This window comes from Leisingera sp. ANG-M6 (genome assembly GCF_000813905.1).
GTDB lineage: Bacteria > Pseudomonadota > Alphaproteobacteria > Rhodobacterales > Rhodobacteraceae > Leisingera.
The window spans coordinates 51,579-68,842 of record NZ_JWLG01000011.1; the positions used below are offsets into that span (position 1 = coordinate 51,579).

At 67.9% G+C, this 17,264-nt stretch carries 9 protein-coding genes; 5 read left to right on the plus strand and 4 right to left on the minus strand.

Features of this window, described 5'->3' with window-relative positions:
* Positions 1-150: 150 nt before the first annotated feature.
* From RA24_RS08630 to RA24_RS08640, 3 genes are all read left to right on the plus strand, one after another.
* The gene (locus RA24_RS08630; protein ID WP_193747118.1) at positions 151-5,601 is read left to right on the plus strand and encodes an alpha-2-macroglobulin family protein; all 5,451 of its coding nucleotides are present in this window, start codon (positions 151-153) and stop codon (positions 5,599-5,601) included.
* 122 nt (positions 5,602-5,723) lie between these two features.
* Entirely contained in the window at positions 5,724-7,745 is a 2,022-nt protein-coding gene (pbpC, locus tag RA24_RS08635; RefSeq protein ID WP_039191009.1) for a penicillin-binding protein 1C, read from the plus strand.
* A gap of 29 nt (positions 7,746-7,774) precedes the next feature.
* Positions 7,775-8,623 (plus strand): 2-keto-4-pentenoate hydratase, encoded by an 849-nt coding sequence (locus RA24_RS08640; RefSeq protein WP_039191011.1) that lies wholly within the window; start codon positions 7,775-7,777, stop codon positions 8,621-8,623.
* A 147-nt stretch (positions 8,624-8,770) separates the two neighbouring features.
* On the opposite strand, the gene RA24_RS08645 is transcribed toward RA24_RS08640, so the two are convergent.
* Genes RA24_RS08645 through RA24_RS08660 form a run of 4 tightly spaced genes read right to left on the minus strand, consistent with a single transcriptional unit; the run spans position 8,771 to position 15,518 of the window.
* Positions 8,771-10,813 (minus strand): membrane protein, encoded by a 2,043-nt coding sequence (locus RA24_RS08645; protein ID WP_039191013.1) that lies wholly within the window; start codon positions 10,811-10,813, stop codon positions 8,771-8,773.
* Positions 10,814-10,822: 9 nt separating this feature from the next.
* Positions 10,823-13,624 (minus strand): DUF4159 domain-containing protein, encoded by a 2,802-nt coding sequence (locus RA24_RS08650; RefSeq protein ID WP_039191014.1) that lies wholly within the window; start codon positions 13,622-13,624, stop codon positions 10,823-10,825.
* A complete protein-coding gene (locus RA24_RS08655; protein ID WP_039191016.1) occupies positions 13,621-14,514 on the minus strand; it encodes a DUF58 domain-containing protein in 894 nt (297 codons plus the stop codon). Before RA24_RS08655 ends, RA24_RS08650 begins: the two co-directional genes overlap by 4 nt.
* On the minus strand, positions 14,511-15,518 hold the full coding sequence (locus RA24_RS08660; RefSeq protein WP_039191017.1) for an AAA family ATPase: 1,008 nt from the start codon (positions 15,516-15,518) through the stop codon (positions 14,511-14,513). Before RA24_RS08660 ends, RA24_RS08655 begins: the two co-directional genes overlap by 4 nt.
* Before the next feature lie 64 nt (positions 15,519-15,582).
* Here RA24_RS08660 and RA24_RS08665 point away from each other — a divergent pair, with 64 nt between their 5' ends.
* Positions 15,583-16,167 (plus strand): DUF1285 domain-containing protein, encoded by a 585-nt coding sequence (locus tag RA24_RS08665; protein ID WP_039191019.1) that lies wholly within the window; start codon positions 15,583-15,585, stop codon positions 16,165-16,167.
* Positions 16,168-16,435: 268 nt separating this feature from the next.
* Positions 16,436-17,188 carry a hydroxypyruvate isomerase family protein gene (locus tag RA24_RS08670; protein WP_019295015.1) on the plus strand — a complete coding sequence of 251 codons (753 nt, stop codon included), beginning with the start codon at positions 16,436-16,438 and terminating at the stop codon, positions 17,186-17,188.
* Positions 17,189-17,264 lie beyond the last annotated feature (76 nt).

The window sequence follows — 17,264 nt, forward strand, 5'->3', positions numbered from 1 at the left end:
CCCTGCAAACTCCGCAATCCATCAGCACAAAATAGCGCCCAGCAATTTCTGCGCGCAGGGCAGCGGCGCTGCTCTCCCTTTTTGTTACGCGGAGGAATCTTGCTATGACGTTAAGCCCGTGCCAGCCTGCCCCCAGTATTGGAGGGTGCCATGCCGCGTCTGTTTGCTTCTGCTTTTCTCTATTTCATTGCTTTTGTTGTGTTTCTGCCGGCTGCCCAGGCGCAGCAGGCGGTTCCCGAGTTTCGTTACCAGGCTTACGCGGATACCGATTTCTTCGGATCCGACCTGCAGCCGCTGTTTGACACCGATGCCGCGTCCTGCGCCCGGGCTTGCTCAGCGCAGGCGGACTGCGCTGGATTCGTGTTCAATCAACGGGCAAACGCCTGTTTCCCCAAATCCGCGCTGGGACAATCCAGCCCTTATGCGGGGGCCCTGTCAGCGGTGAAACAGCCCGCCGCGCCCGGGCTGGCCGCCTCCGCAGCATCGCGTGTCGCGCGGCTGGATTTCCTGTCGGATCAGGAACTGCAGCGCGCCGCCGGATTAGCCCGCACTATGGGACTGGACTACCCGCTGGAAACCAATAACGCGGATGAGGCCCGCACCGCTGCCCGCACCCTGCTTCGGGATGGCGAGTCGCTGGCTGCGCTGCGCTGGATGGCGCAGGCCGCGGTGCTGAGCGATGAGGCTGCGGATTGGACCCAATTTTCAGGATATTTGCTGCGTGCCGCCAAGGACAGCAACAGCCGCAGCCAGCAGCGCCGTTACCGTGTGCAGGCTTATTCCGCGGCGCTGAACGGCTACCTGCGGACAGAGGCACCCGAGGCGCAGGCCCAGGCGCTGCGCCAGGCAGCTGAGTCGGTGGAATCACTGGGCCGCGGGCGGGATATGCTGCCGCTCCTGCATCTGGCGGAGGAGATCATTCCTCTCAAGGCCAACGCCGAGCTGCTGAACCATGCCATCCGGAAATACGGCTTCCGAGTCACCTCCAGCACCGTCGAAAGCGACAGCGCCGCACCGCGCATCTGTGCCGAGTTTTCCGAAGATCTGGAACAGGCTGGCACCGACTACGAAAACTATGTCCGTCTACCTGAGGGCAATCTTGCCGTTACCGCTCAGGGCCGCCAGCTGTGTGTGGACGGGGTGGAGCACGGCAAGCGCTACCGCATCACCCTGCGCCGCGGCTTGCCCGCCGCCAGCGGCGAGCAGCTTCTGAAGGACGTGGAGCTGACCCACTATGTCCGCGACCGCTCCCCGCAGGTCCGCTTCCCGGGCCGCGCCTATGTGCTGCCCGCAGGCGGTCAGGCGGCGCTGCCGGTGGAAACTGTGAATGTCACGGACCTCGACCTGCGCCTGCGCCGGGTCAGCAGCCGCAACGTGCTGCGCACCCTGCAGGAGGGCTATTTCGCCAAGCCGCTCTCCCAGTGGGAGGATGAGCATTTTGCCTCGGATATTGCCGAGGAAATCTGGACCGGCAGTGCCAGCGTTGACACCGCCATCAATCAGGTGATGACCAGCCGCCTGCCACTGGAAGATGCGCTGACTGGGCAGAAGAAGCCGGGGCTTTACGCGCTCACCGCCCGGGTGCCGGGCGCTGATCCTTATGACGATGCAGGCGCCACCCAGTGGTTTGTGCTGACCGGCCTCGGCCTCAGCACCATGTCCGGTAGCGACGGGCTGTATGTGCAGGTGCAGGGGCTGCGCGATGCCAAACCGCAGGCGGATGCCGAGGTCAGCCTGATCTCCGCCGCCAATGAAGTTCTGGCGACCGCCAGCAGCGACGCCAGCGGATATGTGCATTTTGCCCCAGGCCTCACCCGCGGCACCAGCGGCGCGGCACCGGCGCTGATCACCGCGCGGGCAGGGGAGGGGGATTTCACCTTCCTGCCCCTCAATGATGCCGCCTTTGACCTCTCCGACCGCGGCGTTTCGGGCCGTCCCGCCCCGGGGCCGGTGGATGTGTTCCTGGCGACCACCCGCGGCGCCTTCCGCGCCGGGGAAACCGTGCATGCGACCGCGCTGGCCCGCGACAGCAATGCGCAGGCCATCGACGGCTTGCCGCTCACCGCAATCCTTTTGCGCCCGGACGGCGTGGAATACACCCGCCAGACCTCCGCCGCAGGCCATCAGGGCGGCCATGTCTTTGCACTTGCCACCGGCCCCGCCGCCCCGCGCGGCACCTGGCGGATCGAGATCAAGAGCGACCTCAAGGCCCCGGCGCTGGCCAGCCGCCAGATCCTGGTTGAGGATTTTCTGCCTGAGCGCATCGACTTTACCCAGAAGGTCGCCAATGCAGATGCCCTCCAGCCGGGCGGTGCAGCCCAGATTGATCTGCAAGCCGACTACCTGTTCGGCGCCCCCGGCGCAGGTCTCAAGGTAGAGGGCAGCATCCGTCTCACCGCTGCCAATACGCTGACTGAATGGCCGGGCTTCCGCTTCGGCCGCTATGATGAGGCCTCCTCCGCCCAGACCGAATACTTCGGCGGCCAGGAAACCGGCACAGACGGCAGCGCTGTCATTTCCGCCAGCCTCCCCGCTGCCACCCCGGCCGAGGGAAAGCCGCTGCTCGCCACCCTAACCACCCGCGTTGCCGATGGATCCGCCCGCCCGGTGGAACGCACGCTGGAGTTGCCTGTGCGGCCCGCGGGCCCGGTCCTTGGCATCAAGCCGCAGTTTGACGAGGTCGCGGCAGAAGGCTCAGAAGCCGGCTTTGAACTGATCGCCTTGGCCCCCGACCTCACCCCTATGCCGATGCGCGTGAAATGGACCCTGAACCGGGTCGAAACCCGCTATCAATGGTATCAGCTCTACGGCAACTGGAACTGGGAGCCGATCACCCGCCGCACCCGTATCGCCACCGGCGAGGCGCAGCTGGGCAGCGACCCGCTTGCGCTCTCCCAGCCCGTCGACTGGGGCCGTTATGAACTGGTGGTGGAGCGTCTCGACGGCGCATATGCCTCTGCCGCCTATGACTTCTACGCCGGCTGGTATGCGCCCGAAGGCAGTACCGAGACCCCCGCCCGGCTGGACCTGTCGCTGGACCGCGAAAGCTACGCCCCCGGCGACACCGCCCGCCTGCGTATCGTGCCGCAGGCCGCGGGCACGGCGCTGATTTCGGTGGTCTCCAACCACCTGGTCCACCGCATCGCGGTGGAGGTTCCGGCAGGCGAAACCGTGATCCCGCTGGAGGTCACGCAGGACTGGGGCAGCGGCGCCTATGTGACTGCAACCGTGATCCAGCCGGTGGCCGGCGACCGTGGCCGCACCCCGCTGCGCGCCCTGGGACTGGCTCACGCCAGCGTCACCCAGCCCGGCCAGCAGCTGCAGGTCGCGATTGACGTCCCCGAAGTCACCCGCCCGCGCGGCACCCAAGTGGCAAAACTCCGCGTGGACGGCGCGGCTGAGGGCGAGGAGGTCTGGCTGACGGTAGCCGCCGTCGACCTCGGCATCCTCAACCTCACCGGCTTCACCAGCCCCGATCCCAGCGCGCATTACTACGGCCAGCGCCGCCTGGGGATGGAGCTGCGTGACGTCTACGGCCGCCTCATTGACCCCGGCAACGGTGCGATGGGACGGATTCGCTCCGGCGGTGATGCGGACAGCGGCATGAAGATGCAATCGCCGCCGCCAACGCAGGACCTTGTGGCGCTGTTCTCCGGCCCGCTGAAAGTGGACGCCAATGGCGAGGCCGTATTCCCCCTGACGCTCCCCGCCTTCAACGGCACCGTGCGGCTGATGGCGGTCGCCTGGTCGGGCAAGGCTGTGGGACAGGCGGAGGCCGACATGCTGGTGCGCGACCCGGTGGTAGTCACCGCCTCGCTGCCTCGCTTCCTGGCGCCGGGCGATCAAAGCCGCGCCCGCATTGAAATCGTCCACGCAGACGGCCCCGCCGGAGACATGCAGCTGACGGCAGCCACCGCCGGCGGCCTGACGCTCGGCAGCCTGCCAGCCTCCGTCACTCTGGCAGATCAGGGCAAGGCAGTGCTGGAACTCCCCGTCACCGCTGAAACCGTGGGCGACCACGCGCTGACCCTCACCCTCACCACGCCGGACGGGCAGGAGCTGCGGCAAGACCTGCGGATGCCCGTCCGTGCCAATGATCCGGTGACCTCGGAAACCCGCCGTTTCACCCTCGCAGCCGGTGACACCTTCCTGTTCAGCAAGGACGTCTTCGTGGGCCTCCGCCCGGGCACCGCCCGCGCCATTATCTCTTCCGGCCCGCTCGCCAAGTTCGACGTGCCGGGCCTCTTGGCGGAACTGGACCAGTACCCCTACGGCTGCACGGAGCAAGTCACCTCCAAGGCGCTGCCGCTCCTCTACCTCAGCTCTGTCGCCCAGGCCGCAGGTCTGGGTGACGGCCCGGCGGTGGATGCCCGTATCAACGCCGCTATCCGCCAGGTGCTGACCCGCCAGGCCCCCAGCGGAGCCTTCGGCCTCTGGCGCGCCGACAGCGGCGAGTTCTGGCTGGATGCCTATGCCAGCGACTTCCTCAGCCGCGCCCGTGCGCAAGGCTATGAGGTGCCGCAACAGGCCTTTGCCCAGGCAATGGACAACCTGCGCAACCGCATCAACTATGCTGCCGATTTCGACATCGGCGGCGAGGAGATCGCCTATGCCCTCCTGGTGCTGGCGCGGGAGGGCGCGGCCCAGATGGGCGACCTGCGCTACTATGCGGATGTGAAGGGTGAGGGTTTCGCCACCCCCCTCGCCGCTGCCCAATTAGGAGCAGCCCTTGCGGCCTATGGCGACCAGCGCCGCGCTGACCGGATGTTCGCCCGCGCAGCGCAGATGATCGGTGCCGAGAGCCAAGGTGAAGCCCGCCTCTGGCGCGCCGATTTCGGCACCCGCCTGCGCGACACCGCGGGCGTTCTGGCTCTGGCGGCGGAAGCCGGATCAGAGGCCGTGGACCGCGTCGGCCTGTCCGCGCGGCTTTCAAACGCCAGCGGCTATCGCTCCACCCAGGAATCCGCGTGGACCCTGATGGCCGCCCATGCGCTGGCGCAGAATCCCGAGGACTCAGGTCTGCTCGTGAACGGCCAGCCGGTCCAGGGCCCGTTTGTGCAGGCGGCTGACGGTCAGGACGTGCCGGAACTTGCACTGACCGCCGCCAGCGGCAAAACAGCTGAAATAACCCTCACCACCCTTGGCGTGCCAGAGGTTCCGCCGGCCGCAGGCGGCTTCGGCTACACCATCGAGCGCAGCTACTTCACGCTGGAGGGGCAGCCGTTGGAGGTGCAGTCCGTGCAAGCAGGCGCCCGCTTTGTCGCCGTCCTGCGGGTGAAACCGCATGAGAAGACTGGCGCGCGGCTGATGATCAACGACCCGCTGCCTGCGGGATTTGAGATCGACAACCCCAACCTCCTGCGCTCCGGCGATCTGCGCGATCTCGACTGGCTGAACCCGGCTGAGGCGGAACACGCCGAGTTCCGCAGCGACCGCTTCCTGGCGGCGGTGAATGTGCGCGACGCCGGACAGGTGACGCTGGCCTATGTGGTTCGTGCAGTGACATCCGGCGTGTTCCTCCATCCGGCGGCCTCGGTCGAGGACATGTACCGCCCGGCCTACCGCGCCCGTACGGCGGCAGGGCGTGTGGAAGTCAGGTGATACGTTGGCACAAAAAAACTGAGGGCATCGCCCGTCCGCGGGGGGGCGAGTATCGCCCGCCCGGGAGGGCGGACGGGCGATGCCCGACCTATCGGCCAGGCAAGTGGCAAAAATGGAGCGCCTTGGTCCTAGCAGTCCTGATTGCAGTGACGTTCGCCGCCTATCGCGCCTTCGACACTTGGATCGACCGCACAAACCTGCCGCTCACCCTCACCGAAACTTCCACCGAAGTCCTCGACCGCAACGGCAAGCTCTTGCGTGCCTACCCGGTCGGCGACGGCCTTTGGCGCCTTGCCGTGCAGCCCGCAAACGTCGACCCGCGCTTCCTGCAGATGCTCCTGCGCTACGAGGACAAACGCTTCCGGTCCCATGCCGGCGTTGACCCCATCGCCCTCCTGCGCGCCGCAGGCCAGGTGCTGTGGAACGGGCGCACTGTCTCCGGCGGCTCCACCCTCACCATGCAGGTCGCGCGCCTTTTGGAGGACGGAACCACCGGCCGATGGGCTGGCAAACTGCGCCAGATGCGGGTGGCGCTGGCGCTGGAACGCCGCCTGAGCAAGGACGAAATCCTCACCCTCTATCTGACCCACGCCCCCTATGGCGGCGCGGCAGAGGGCATCCGCGCGGCAACCTACAGCTGGTTCGGCAAGGAACCAAAGCGGCTGACGCCCGCCGAGGCCGCGCTGCTGGTCGCCCTGCCGCAGAGTCCCGAACGCCGCCGCCCCGACCGTTTCCCCCAGGCTGCCAGCGATGCCCGTGACCGGGTGCTGAAGCGCATGGAAGCCCAAGGCATCCTCAGTGCAGAACAGGCCGCTGCCGGCCGCCAGACCGTACTGCCTTACAAGATGGCCGCCTTCCCGCGCCTCGCGCCGCATCTGTCGGACCGGGTCGCGGCGCAGCATCCCGGCAAACGCCAGCTGCGCCTCACACTCGACGGCGCAGTGCAATCCCGGATGGAAACCCTGCTGGGTGAAGCCGTGCGCAGCTCAGACCCGCGCCTCTCCGCCGCGCTCATCGCCGCTGACCACCAGACCGGAGAAGTTTTGGCGATGGTCGGCTCACCTGGTTACTCGGATACAAGTCGGCGCGGCTTTGTCGATATGACGCAGGCCATCCGCTCTCCCGGCTCCACTCTGAAACCGCTGATCTACGGTCTCGCCTTCGACCAGGGGCTGGCGCATCCGGAAACTCTGGTCCACGACGGCCCGGTCAATTTCGCAGGCTACGCGCCGCAGAACTTCGACGGCGAATTCCGCGGCGACATAACCGTGCGTGAGGCGCTGCACCTGTCCCTCAACATCCCCGTGGTGAAACTGACGCAAGAGCTTGGCCCGGCCCGGGTGATGGCGTCCTTGCGCGCCAGCGGCGCCAGCCCGGAACTCCCCGGCGGCGCGCCAGGGCTGGCGCTGTCGCTCGGCGGCCTCGGCATCAGCCTGCAGGACATGGTGCAGCTTTACACGGGGCTGGCCGCAGGCGGGCAGGGGCCGCGCCTTCGCATGATGCAGGGCAACGCGCTGCAGCCCGCAGGCCGCCTCACTTCCCCCGAGGCCGCCTGGCAGGTCGCTGACATCCTGCGCGGGCTGCCGGTCCCTGCCAGTGCGCGGGCCGGAACCATCGCCTATAAGACCGGAACCTCCTATGGCCACCGCGATGCCTGGGCGATCGGCTGGGACGGGCGCCACGTGATCGGCGTCTGGATGGGCCGTGCCGACGGCACGCCGGTGCCCGGCATCTTCGGCGGCGATCTGGCCGCGCCGGTGCTGTTCGAAGCCTTCGGGCGACTGAAACCCGCTCTCGACCCGCTGCCGCCGCCACCGCCCGCCACGCTGATCGTCGGCTCCGCAGACCTGCCGCAGCCGCTGCAGCGCTTCCGTCCCCGAGATGCGGCCTTCACGGACACCGCGGATGCGCCCGAACTGATCTTCCCGCCTGAAGGCGCCCGGCTGGCACTGGAGGGCGCGGACCTGACGCTGAAACTCCGCGGCGGCACCGCGCCGTTCCTGGTGATGGCCAACGGTTTGCCGGTGCTATCGGGCCAGCGCCGCCGCGAGTTCTCCCTGCCCAATCCCGGCCCCGGCTTCTCCTCCCTGGTGATTGTCGATGGCGCTGGCCGCTCCGACCGGGTTAACCTGCGGATCGATTGATCCCCTGCATTCCTGCGAGGTCCTTTGGCATGCTGAAACCCCTGCTCGCCGCCTGCACCCTGGCCCTGACGGCTCCTGCGGCCATAGCCGCCTGCGCCACGGATGCAGAAATCTCTGCCTTCACAGAAAGCTACCTGGCCAAGACTCCGGCACGGGCGCTGTCCCCCGGCGGCAGCATGCAGGACGCGCTCTGCTCTCAAGCCAAATTGGCTCTAGCCATGGAACCAATTATGGGACCTGTTGTCGGCTACAAGGCAGGCCTCACCAGCAAGCCGGCGCAGGACCTCTTCGGAGCCACCGAGCCTGTGCAAGGGGTGCTTTATCAAAACATGATGCTGGAAGACGGTGCCACTCTTGACGCCCCCTGGGGTGCCATCCCGATGGTGGAGGCGGACCTCGTGCTGGTGGTTGCGGACGAAGCGATCAACGGTGCCACAACGCCTGCGGAAGCCCTCGCCCATATCTCCGCCATCCGCCCCTTTATCGAACTGCCCGACCTGACGCTTGCCAAGGGCCAGCCCTTCACGGCTGAGACGATCACCGCAATGGGGGTTGGCACCCGTCTCGGCGTCCTCGGCGCGCCACTTCCGGTGGAGGACCCGGCAGCAATGGCCCGGATGCTGGAGGAGATGTCGGTTACAATGCGCGATGCGGCGGGCGGCATTCTGGTTCAGGCGCCGGGCAGGGCGGTACTGGGCAACCCGGTCAATGCCGCCCTGTGGCTGCGCTCCAAGGGGGTGGTGTTCAAAGCCGGAGACTTGATTTCCGTCGGCTCCTTCGGTCCGCTGTTTCCGCCGCAAAAGACCAAGGGCGGGGTCAGCGTGACCTATCAGGGCCTGCCGGGTGACCCGGTTGTTGAGGTGTTTTTCCCGGAATAATCCGCTGCCGTTGGGATGAGGTGTTTCGCTTCGGGCTGTGCCCGAAGCGACCCGCGCCGCGCCTTTGGCGCGGCGCTTGGCCCAACGCTCGCGGGTTTTTGCCAGAAAACCTGCGAAAGGCGGGAGAGCCCCGGCTGCGGCAGCCGCCTAGCGCCGCCCCTCACGCAGCCAGCCTGCGAGGAGGAAGAAGGACGCGAGCAGCAGCGCCAGCCAGCCGGGCAGAAGCGGGCCTTGGGACACTGAAAGCGTCTCATAAGCCTCCCGCGGGGTCAGGCCGATCCAGCCGCGCCCGAAGGCAGGCCGCCCGGCCCGCACGCTGCGCAAGGACGGCATCCCGTCCTCCAGCCGCAGGACGCCGCCGCGCAGGGGTTCCAGCAGCGGTGCCAGCACAGACCCGGTGGCAATGGTTTCCTCAAACTCCTTCGGTGCCGCAGGACCTAGCCCCACCACCGTGCTCTCCTCGCCTTCCTGCAGGTGGTACAGTCCCGGCTCCGGCCCCTCATAGCGGGCTTCCCATTGACCCGGCGCAGTTTGACGCAGATTCAGCGCCACGGTAGAGCCATCGGGCGCAGTGACCGTCACCGGTCCCACCCCACCTGCCAGCGTGCGGCGCAGGATGCGCATCCGCTGGCCCGTCACCTCGGCCCACAGCGCCTCTTCTTCCAGCTCCGGCTCTTTCATCATCCAATGCGCAAGACGGCGCAGCAGCTCCAGCTGCGGCCCGCCGCCTTCATATCCGCGGCTCCACAGCCAGGCGTGGTCCGAAGCCAGCAGGGCCACCCGGCCCTCACCCACCCGGTTCAGCACCAAGAGGGGGCGTTCGCCGGCACCGCTCATCAGCACATGGCCCTCCGGCGTCCGCAGCTCGATCTGGCGCAGCCAGCGGCCCCAGTCTGCAGCGCCCTCAAGGCCCGAAGTCACAGGATGCTGCTTGCCCAGATCGGTCACTTCCGGACGGTAGGCTTCCTCCAGCACCCGCGCCGAGGGTTCAGCGGGCAGGATCAGCGACAGCGGCGAGCGATAGATGCTGTCGGCGCTGGCAAAATCGGGGCCCGCCGCCACCAGCACCGCACCGCCACCCATCGCGTAATTGGCGACATTGTCCAGATAGACCGCCGGCAAGATGCCGCGCCGCTTGTAGCGGTCAAAGATGATCAGGTCGAAATCCTCGATCTTCTCCAGGAACAGCTCGCGGGTGGGGAAGGCGATCAGCGACAGCTCCTCCACCGGCACCCCGTCCTGCTTCTCTGGCGGGCGCAGGATGGTGAAATGCACCAGATCCACAGCGCTGTCGGACTTCAGCAGGTTGCGCCAGGTGCGCCCGCCCGCGTGCGGCTCACCCGACACCAGCAAGACCCTCAGCCGGTCGCGCACCCCGTTGATCTGCACCAGCGCCTGATTGTTGCGCGCGGTCAGCTCGCCCGGCTCCTCCGGCACAGAGAACTGGATCACGTTGCGCCCGCCGTGCTGCAGCACCATCGGAAGTTCGAAATCGACGCCGACGGGGAGGGCAAACCGCTGCGGCGGCCCGCCCGCGACTGAAACCTCAAGATCTGCAAAACCGCCCTCAGCCGGCACCGCGCCCTGATCCTCGATCCTCAGCGTCAGCTTGACCGGCTCGCCGATGATGGCAAAGCCAGGCGCGTTCTTCACGATCAGGCGGCGGTCCCAGTCGTCTTCGCGGCCAGTCAGCAGCAGGTGCATCGGGGCGGGCAGGTTCACCGGCTGATCGGCGTCATGCGCCTGCCCGTCACTCAGGGCAATGATCCCCGCCACCCGCGCTCGCGGCTCATCCGCCAAGGCCTGCGCAACGGCTGCCATCAGCCTTGTGCCCTCGTCGCCCTCGCCATCCGGCACGGTGACCCAGCGCACATCGGTGTTGGGCCGGTCCGCCAGCGCCGCCTTCAACTGACTGCGCGCGCGCTCCGTCTGTTCCAGGCGGTCGCGCAACTGCTGGCTGGCGGTCTGGTCTTCCGTCACGATCACGATATCGCTCAGCGGCGCGCGGTCCTCGCTCTGATGCACCGGACCAGACAGGGCCGCCAGCAGCACCAGTGCGGCCAGCGCCCGCAGCGCCCAGCCGGACAGCCCTTTCCACAGGCCCAGCAGCAAGGCGGCCAGGGTCACCGCGCCGGCAGCCCAGATCACCGGCCAGGGCACCAGCGGGTCAAACAGGATCGTCTGTGTCATCGCGCGCTCCTATTGCCCCAGCCGGTCCAACAGGGCCGGCACATGCACCTGGTCGGATTTGTAGTTGCCGGTCAGCACATGCATCACCAGGTTGACGCCGAACCGGAACGCCAGCTCCCGCTGCCGCTCCCCAGCATAGCCGCGCCCGACCGGCAGCAAGGGCCGGCCGTTCTCATCCACCGCCCAGGCCGCGGCCCAGTCGTTGCCGCCGATCACCACCGGCGTCACCCCGTCGTTGAGGTTGCGGAAGGGGATGCCTTCGGCCTGTTCCGCATCCGGCGGCGCCGCTTCGACCCAGACCGGACCGCGCCCGTGGCGGCCGGGGAAGGCCTGCAGCAGGTAGAAGGCGCGGGTCAGCACATGATCCTCCGGCACCACCTCCAGCGGCGGAATGTCCAGCGGCAGCGCAATCTGCTGCAGCCGCCGCGCCGCCGGGCTGGTCGCGCCAGAGGCCGCCAGATCCGCATCTCGGGTGTCAAACAGGATCATCCCGCCCGACCGCAGATAGGTGTTGAGCTTGCCGTAAGCCTCTGACGAGGGCAGCGGCTGATCGCGGGTGACAGGCCAGTAGAGCAGCGGATAAAACGCCAGCTCATCGCGCTCCAGATCAACACCCGCCGGCGCGGCTGGTTCAACCGAGGTGCGGAAGAACAGCGTGTCCGTCAGCCCGCGCAACCCCGCCGCCGCGACCCGGTCGACCTGCGCGTCGCCGGTCAGCACATGCGCCAGCACCAGTTCCGAGGCAATGGCCGCCGCCCGCAGGTCGTCCTGCGTCTGCGCTTGTGCGGGCGCGGTGGCTTCCTGCGCCCGCAACTCCTGCGCAGGTACCAGCGCCGCCAGACCCAGTGCCGCCGCCAGTGCGGCGGTGCGGGCGCGGCCCAGCAGGCCGGAGACCGCCAGCGTTCCCAGCACATCCAGCGCCAATAGCCCCAGCGCCAGCGTCAGCAGCGCGCCGCCCAGCGGCAGCTCCTGCGGCGCGCCATAACCGCTGACCGCAACCGAGGGTGGCCAGCGTGCTGCCATCAGCTCATCACCCGGGCGCAGCACATTGCGCGCCAGCATCCGCCGCCCGCCGTCATAGACCCCGGGCCGCAGCTCCGGCCCCGCGGGCGCCGCCACCAGATCCGGGCCTGCCACGCCGGGCAGCGTCTCCGCCGCTTCCAGGCGGCCGAAACCGTCCAGCACCTCCACCGGCGTCCAGGTGGTGCCCTCCAGATCCTCCGCCTTGGGCTGCGCTGCAGAGGAGGACACCGCCAGCCGCTCCAGCATCGACACGAACAGGCCCGACAGCGGCAGGCTGCTCCACTCCGCGTTGGCGGTCACGTGAAACAGAACCACCTGGCCCTGGCCCAGCGTCTTGCGTGTGACCAGCGGCGTGCCGTCCGCCAGTTCCGCAATCACCCGGCCGGCCAGCTCCGGGTCCGGCTGCGCCACCACCTGCGAACTGATCGAGACTTCGCCCGGCACCTCCAGCCCGTAGAACGGCGAGCCCTCGCCAAAGGGCGCCAGCGTCTTCGGCTCGCCCCAGCTCATGGCGCCGCCGATGCTGCGCCCGCCAATCCGCAGGCGCACCGGCATCAAGGGTTCTTCACTGTTGCGCGCGGTATCGCTCGCGGCCAGCCGAGGTCCGGCAAAGCGCAGCAGGAGGCCGCCGTTTTCCACCCATTCAATCACCGCCTCTTCCTGCGCGGGCGCCAGCCGCGCCACATCGGCCAGCACGATCACATCGGGGTTGGCAGGCAGCAGATCCCGCAGCGCGCCTTCCAGCAGCTCTGCCGAGGGCGCCAGCGCCTGGCGCAGGTAGTGCAGCGGCGACAGCAGCGCCAATCCCTCGTCGGCACTTTCAGAGGAGACCAGCGCCACCTCGCGCCGCCTTAACGAGTCATCGGTCAGCGCCACTGCACCTGCCGAGGTCACGCCGCGGACTTCAAACCGGGACAGCCGCGCGCGCAATTCGGAGGGAAGTGACAGTTCAGCCGAGGCCGTGCGGGCGCCATCCGCAAACCGCAGCGGCAGCGACGCCAGGCTGCGCTCGGTGCCGCCCGGATCCTTGCCCTGCGCCACCACGGAAATCTCCTGCGCTGGCCCGGCGCGGCTGCGCTGCACCGTCAGCTCAATTGCACTGCCTGTGTAGCTCGCGGGCAGCAGCCCCAGCACCGGCAGCGGCTGTTCATAAACCTCGATCCCGCCGCGCTGTCCCAGCGCCTCGATCAGCCCTTCGCGGCCCGGATAGTCCAGCCCGTCGCTGAACCAGACAGTGTCAAAACCGCCCTCGGCGGCGCCAATCGCCTCCAGCGCCTGCGCCAGCTGCTCCGGCCCCGGCTGCCAGGGCAGCGGCACCAGCCCGGCCAGCTGCCTCTGCCAGCCGCTGGCGGCGCGGAACTGCAGGGCCTCCGGTGCACTGAGGCGCAGCACCGCCACCGGGCGTTCTGCCCGTCCGGCCTCGTCCAGCTGCACCGCGGCCTGGGCGCTGGTCTGTTTCCAGCCCGCCGCGCCGCCCCAGCTGGCGTCCATCACAATCAGCAGCGGCCCGCTGCCGCCGGTGTCTTCGGTCGCGGGGTTCAGCACCGGCCCCGCCAGGCCAATGATCGCCGCTGCCACCGCCAGCAGACGCAGCAGCAGCAGCCACCATGGCGTGCGGTCCGACAGGCTCTCATCATCCTTCAGCCCCAACAGCAGCGTCACCGCCGGGAACGGCTGGCGTTTCGGCGCAGGCGGGATCGCCCGCAACAGCAGCCACAGCACCGGCAGCGCCAGCAAGCCCAGCAAAAGCCAGGGCGCGGTAAAGCCGATGCCTGCAATCATGGTCATGGCGCGGTCCGCTCCAGTGCATGGTAAAGCCACATCAGCGCCGCCTGCGCCGCGTCGCCCGTGTGATGCTGCCCGAACCGCCAGCCGGCCTCGCGGCAGAGGCGTTCCAGCGCGTCCCGCCGCTCTGCCAGCCGGTCCAGATAGCGCTCCTGCAGGGCAGAGGCCTTCAGTGTTTCATGTGTGACACCGCCCGCGATGCTCTGAAACAGCGTGCGGCCTGCGAATGGGAAAGCCTCCTCTGCCGGGTCCAGCACCTGCAGCAGCACGCCACGCACCCCACGCGCAGCAGCCTTGGACAGCGCCTGCTCCACCGGCTCAAAAGGACCCAGAAAATCCGAGATAAACAGCGCCCGCGCATGCGGGATCAGCGCCCGGTGGCCGGGTGGGGCGTAATCCTCAGCGTCGTCATCCGACAGCGCCTCCGCCAGCCGCAGGATCTGCACATTACCGCGCCGCGGCGGCAGCGTGCCGCCGGTGAGGCCCACCCGCTCGCCGCCCTGCACCATCAGCACCGCGGCGGCGAGGCCCAGCAGTCGCGCGCGGTCCGACTTCTGCGGCAGCTTGGGCGTCGAGGCAAACCGCATCGAGGCGCCGGTATCGACCCACAGGTGCACCGTCTGGGCAATCTGCCACTCCCGCTCGCGCACGTACTGCACATCACCCATGGCAGAACGCCGGTGGTCGATCATCCGGCGGCTGTCGCCGGCCTGCGCCGGGCGGTACTGCCAGAAATCATCCCCCGTTCCAGCCCGGCGGCGGCCATGCTCACCCATCAGGACAGAGCCCGCCAGATGCCGCGCCTGCACCAGGAGCGGCGGCAGGGCGCTGGCCTCGGCCTCCGCCCGGTGCCGCAATCCGGTTGCAGCGTCAGAGGCCGCAGGCCTTGTCACGCGGCGGCCCCGGTCCGGGCCAGTTCGCTTGCGGTTTCCTCAATGAGCGCCGCCAGGCTCTCACCCCGTGCGCGCGCGGCAAAGTTCAGCTGCATCCGGTGGCTCAGCACCGGTTTCGCCATGTCCAGCACGTCTTCTGCGTTGGGCGCCAGCCGCCCCTGCAGCAGCGCCCGTGCCCGCACCGCCAGCATCAAGGCCTGCGCCGCCCGCGGGCCCGGCCCCCAGGCCACGGTCTGCGCCACATGGTCCGACACGCCCGGCTCATCCGGGCGGAAGGCCCGCACCAGATCCAGGATCATCTCGACAACCGATTCCCCCACCGGCATCCGCCGCAGCAGGGTCTGCGCCGCGATCAGCTCTCCCGCCGTGAACACCTGATAGGCCTCGTCCTCCTCAACGCCGGTGGTCGCCAGCAGGATATCCCGCTCGGTTGCGCGGTCCGGGTAATTCACGTCGATCTGCAGCAGGAACCGGTCCAGCTGCGCCTCCGGCAGCGGATAGGTGCCCTCCTGCTCGATCGGGTTCTGGGTCGCCAGCACATGGAACGGCGCGCCCAAGGACCGGTCCTCGCCCGCCACTGTCACCACCCGCTCCTGCATCGCCTGCAACAGCGCCGATTGGGTGCGCGGGCTGGCGCGGTTGATCTCATCCGCCATCAGCAGCTGGCAGAACACCGGCCCCGGCACAAAGCGGAACGACCGGTGGCCGTCCTCTGCCGTATCCAGCACTTCCGAGCCCAGAATGTCGGCGGGCATCAGATCCGGCGTGAACTGGATCCGGTTGCCATCCAGCCCCATCACCGTACTCAGGGTTTCCACCAGCCGGGTCTTGCCCAGCCCCGGCAGGCCGATCAGCAGCCCGTGGCCGCCGCACAGCAGCACCGACAGCGTGAGGTCCACCACCCGCTCCTGTCCGATAAAGCGTCTGGTGATCGATTCGCGCGCCTTCTGCAGCTTGGCTTCCAGCGCTTCGATATCCCCCAGCAGATCGTCCGTTTCAGGCATGACATTCCTCGTTTCCCGGATATATGCTGTTACTCTATCGTGCTGACAGGAAATGGCAAAAGCAATGAGCGGACAAAAACCCGTGACCCCCGATGCCGAAGGCATTGCCGCGGCGGCAAAAGCAGCCGGAAAGGGCAAGGGATTGCCGCCCGTCCACCTGTGGAACCCGCCGTTCTGTGGCGATCTGGACATCCGCATCGCACGCGACGGCTGCTGGCATTACCTCGGCACGCCCTTCACCCGGTTCGAGCTGGTCAAGCTGTTTGCCTCCATTCTCAAGCTGGAGGACGGCAAATACTACCTGGTGACCCCGGTCGAGAAAGTCGGCATCACCGTTGAGGACGCGCCCTTTGTTGCGGTGGATTTCGATGTGGCCGGGCAGGGGCGCGATCAGATGATCACCTTCACCACCAACATCGGCGACAGTGCCGCCGCCGGGCCGGACCACATGATCCGGGCAGAGCGCGACCCCGAAACCGGTGAACCATCCCCCTATGTCATGATCCGCGCGGGCCTGGAGGCGCTGATTGACCGCAAGAGCTTTTACCGGCTGGCGGATCTGGGCGAACACTACGGCGACTGGTTCGGTGTCTGGTCCGGCGGCAAGTTCTTCCCGCTGATTCCGTCCGCTGAAATTGAGGTGGAGTAATCTCCCGGCCATCCACAAATCTACCGCCCGGACGAAAGGCCGGGCAGCGCCCGTCCCGCCCCCCAACGGGGCGCGCGCTTCTCGCCCTCCCCACGCGGGACGGGCGCTGCCCTCTTCAGCAATTGGTGATCCGGTCAATCGCGTGTGACGTGCGGCAAAAACCAGCCAGCCTCTGGTTAACGAAAGTTTAATAGGAAAATTCTGCTCTTTTGACGCCTTGGCTGCCCCGCCGCGCGGCGCTAGACCATCAGTCAACAAGGAGAATCCTATGCCCCGCTTCGCGGCCAATATCTCGCTGCTGTTTGCTGAGCTGCCCTATCTCGACCGGTTCCAGGCCGCCGCCGCGGCAGGGTTTGAAGCGGTAGAGATCCTCTACCCTTACGAACTCGCCGCCAAGGAAACCCAGCGCGCACTGATGGCCAACGGGCTGCGGCTCCTGCTGATCAACGCGCCGCCGCCCAACTATACCGGCGGCATGCCCGGCTATGCGGCGGTGCCCGAAGGCGTCGACCGCTTCCAGCGCGACATCCGCCGGGTGCTGCGCTACGCCGAGGCGCTGAAGGCGGGCAAGATCCACGTGATGGCCGGCTACGCCAAGGGCGCGGATGCGCAGCGGACCTTCATCGAAAACCTGCAATGGGCCGCCGACCGCGCGCCGGAACAGCAGTTCACCATTGAACCGCTGAACAGCGGCGACCAGCCCGGCTATTTCCTTGACGACTACAACCTGGCAATCGACGTGCTGGAAGCGGTCGACCGCCCCAATGTCGGCCTGCAGTATGACGCCTACCACGCGCAGATGATCCACGGCGACGCGCTCAAAGTGTGGGAGACCTTCGGCCCCCGCGCCGTGCATGTGCAGATCGGCGCCGCGCCGGGACGTTGCGAGCCGGGCACCGGGCCGGTGGACTTTCAAGAGTTGTTCGAAGCCATCGACGCCAGCGGCTATGGCGGCTGGGTCAGCGCTGAATACACCCCTTCGACCCGCCGCACCGAGGACAGCCTGGGCTGGATGGGCTGACCGCCCGCCCGGCCAGCCTGCGCAGATACCTGTGCAGCGGCGCAGATTGTTCCGCATTCAGGGCACCGCATATCTC

Coding starts and splice junctions, on each gene's coding strand:
- RA24_RS08630 (WP_193747118.1), top strand. CDS start 151: ATGCCGCGTCTGTTTGCTTCTGCTTTTCTCTATTTCATTGCTTTTGTT.
- RA24_RS08640 (WP_039191011.1), top strand. CDS start 7,775: ATGCTGAAACCCCTGCTCGCCGCCTGCACCCTGGCCCTGACGGCTCCT.
- RA24_RS08645 (WP_039191013.1), bottom strand. CDS start 10,813: ATGACACAGACGATCCTGTTTGACCCGCTGGTGCCCTGGCCGGTGATC.
- RA24_RS08650 (WP_039191014.1), bottom strand. CDS start 13,624: ATGACCATGATTGCAGGCATCGGCTTTACCGCGCCCTGGCTTTTGCTG.
- RA24_RS08660 (WP_039191017.1), bottom strand. CDS start 15,518: ATGCCTGAAACGGACGATCTGCTGGGGGATATCGAAGCGCTGGAAGCC.
- RA24_RS08665 (WP_039191019.1), top strand. CDS start 15,583: ATGAGCGGACAAAAACCCGTGACCCCCGATGCCGAAGGCATTGCCGCG.
- RA24_RS08670 (WP_019295015.1), top strand. CDS start 16,436: ATGCCCCGCTTCGCGGCCAATATCTCGCTGCTGTTTGCTGAGCTGCCC.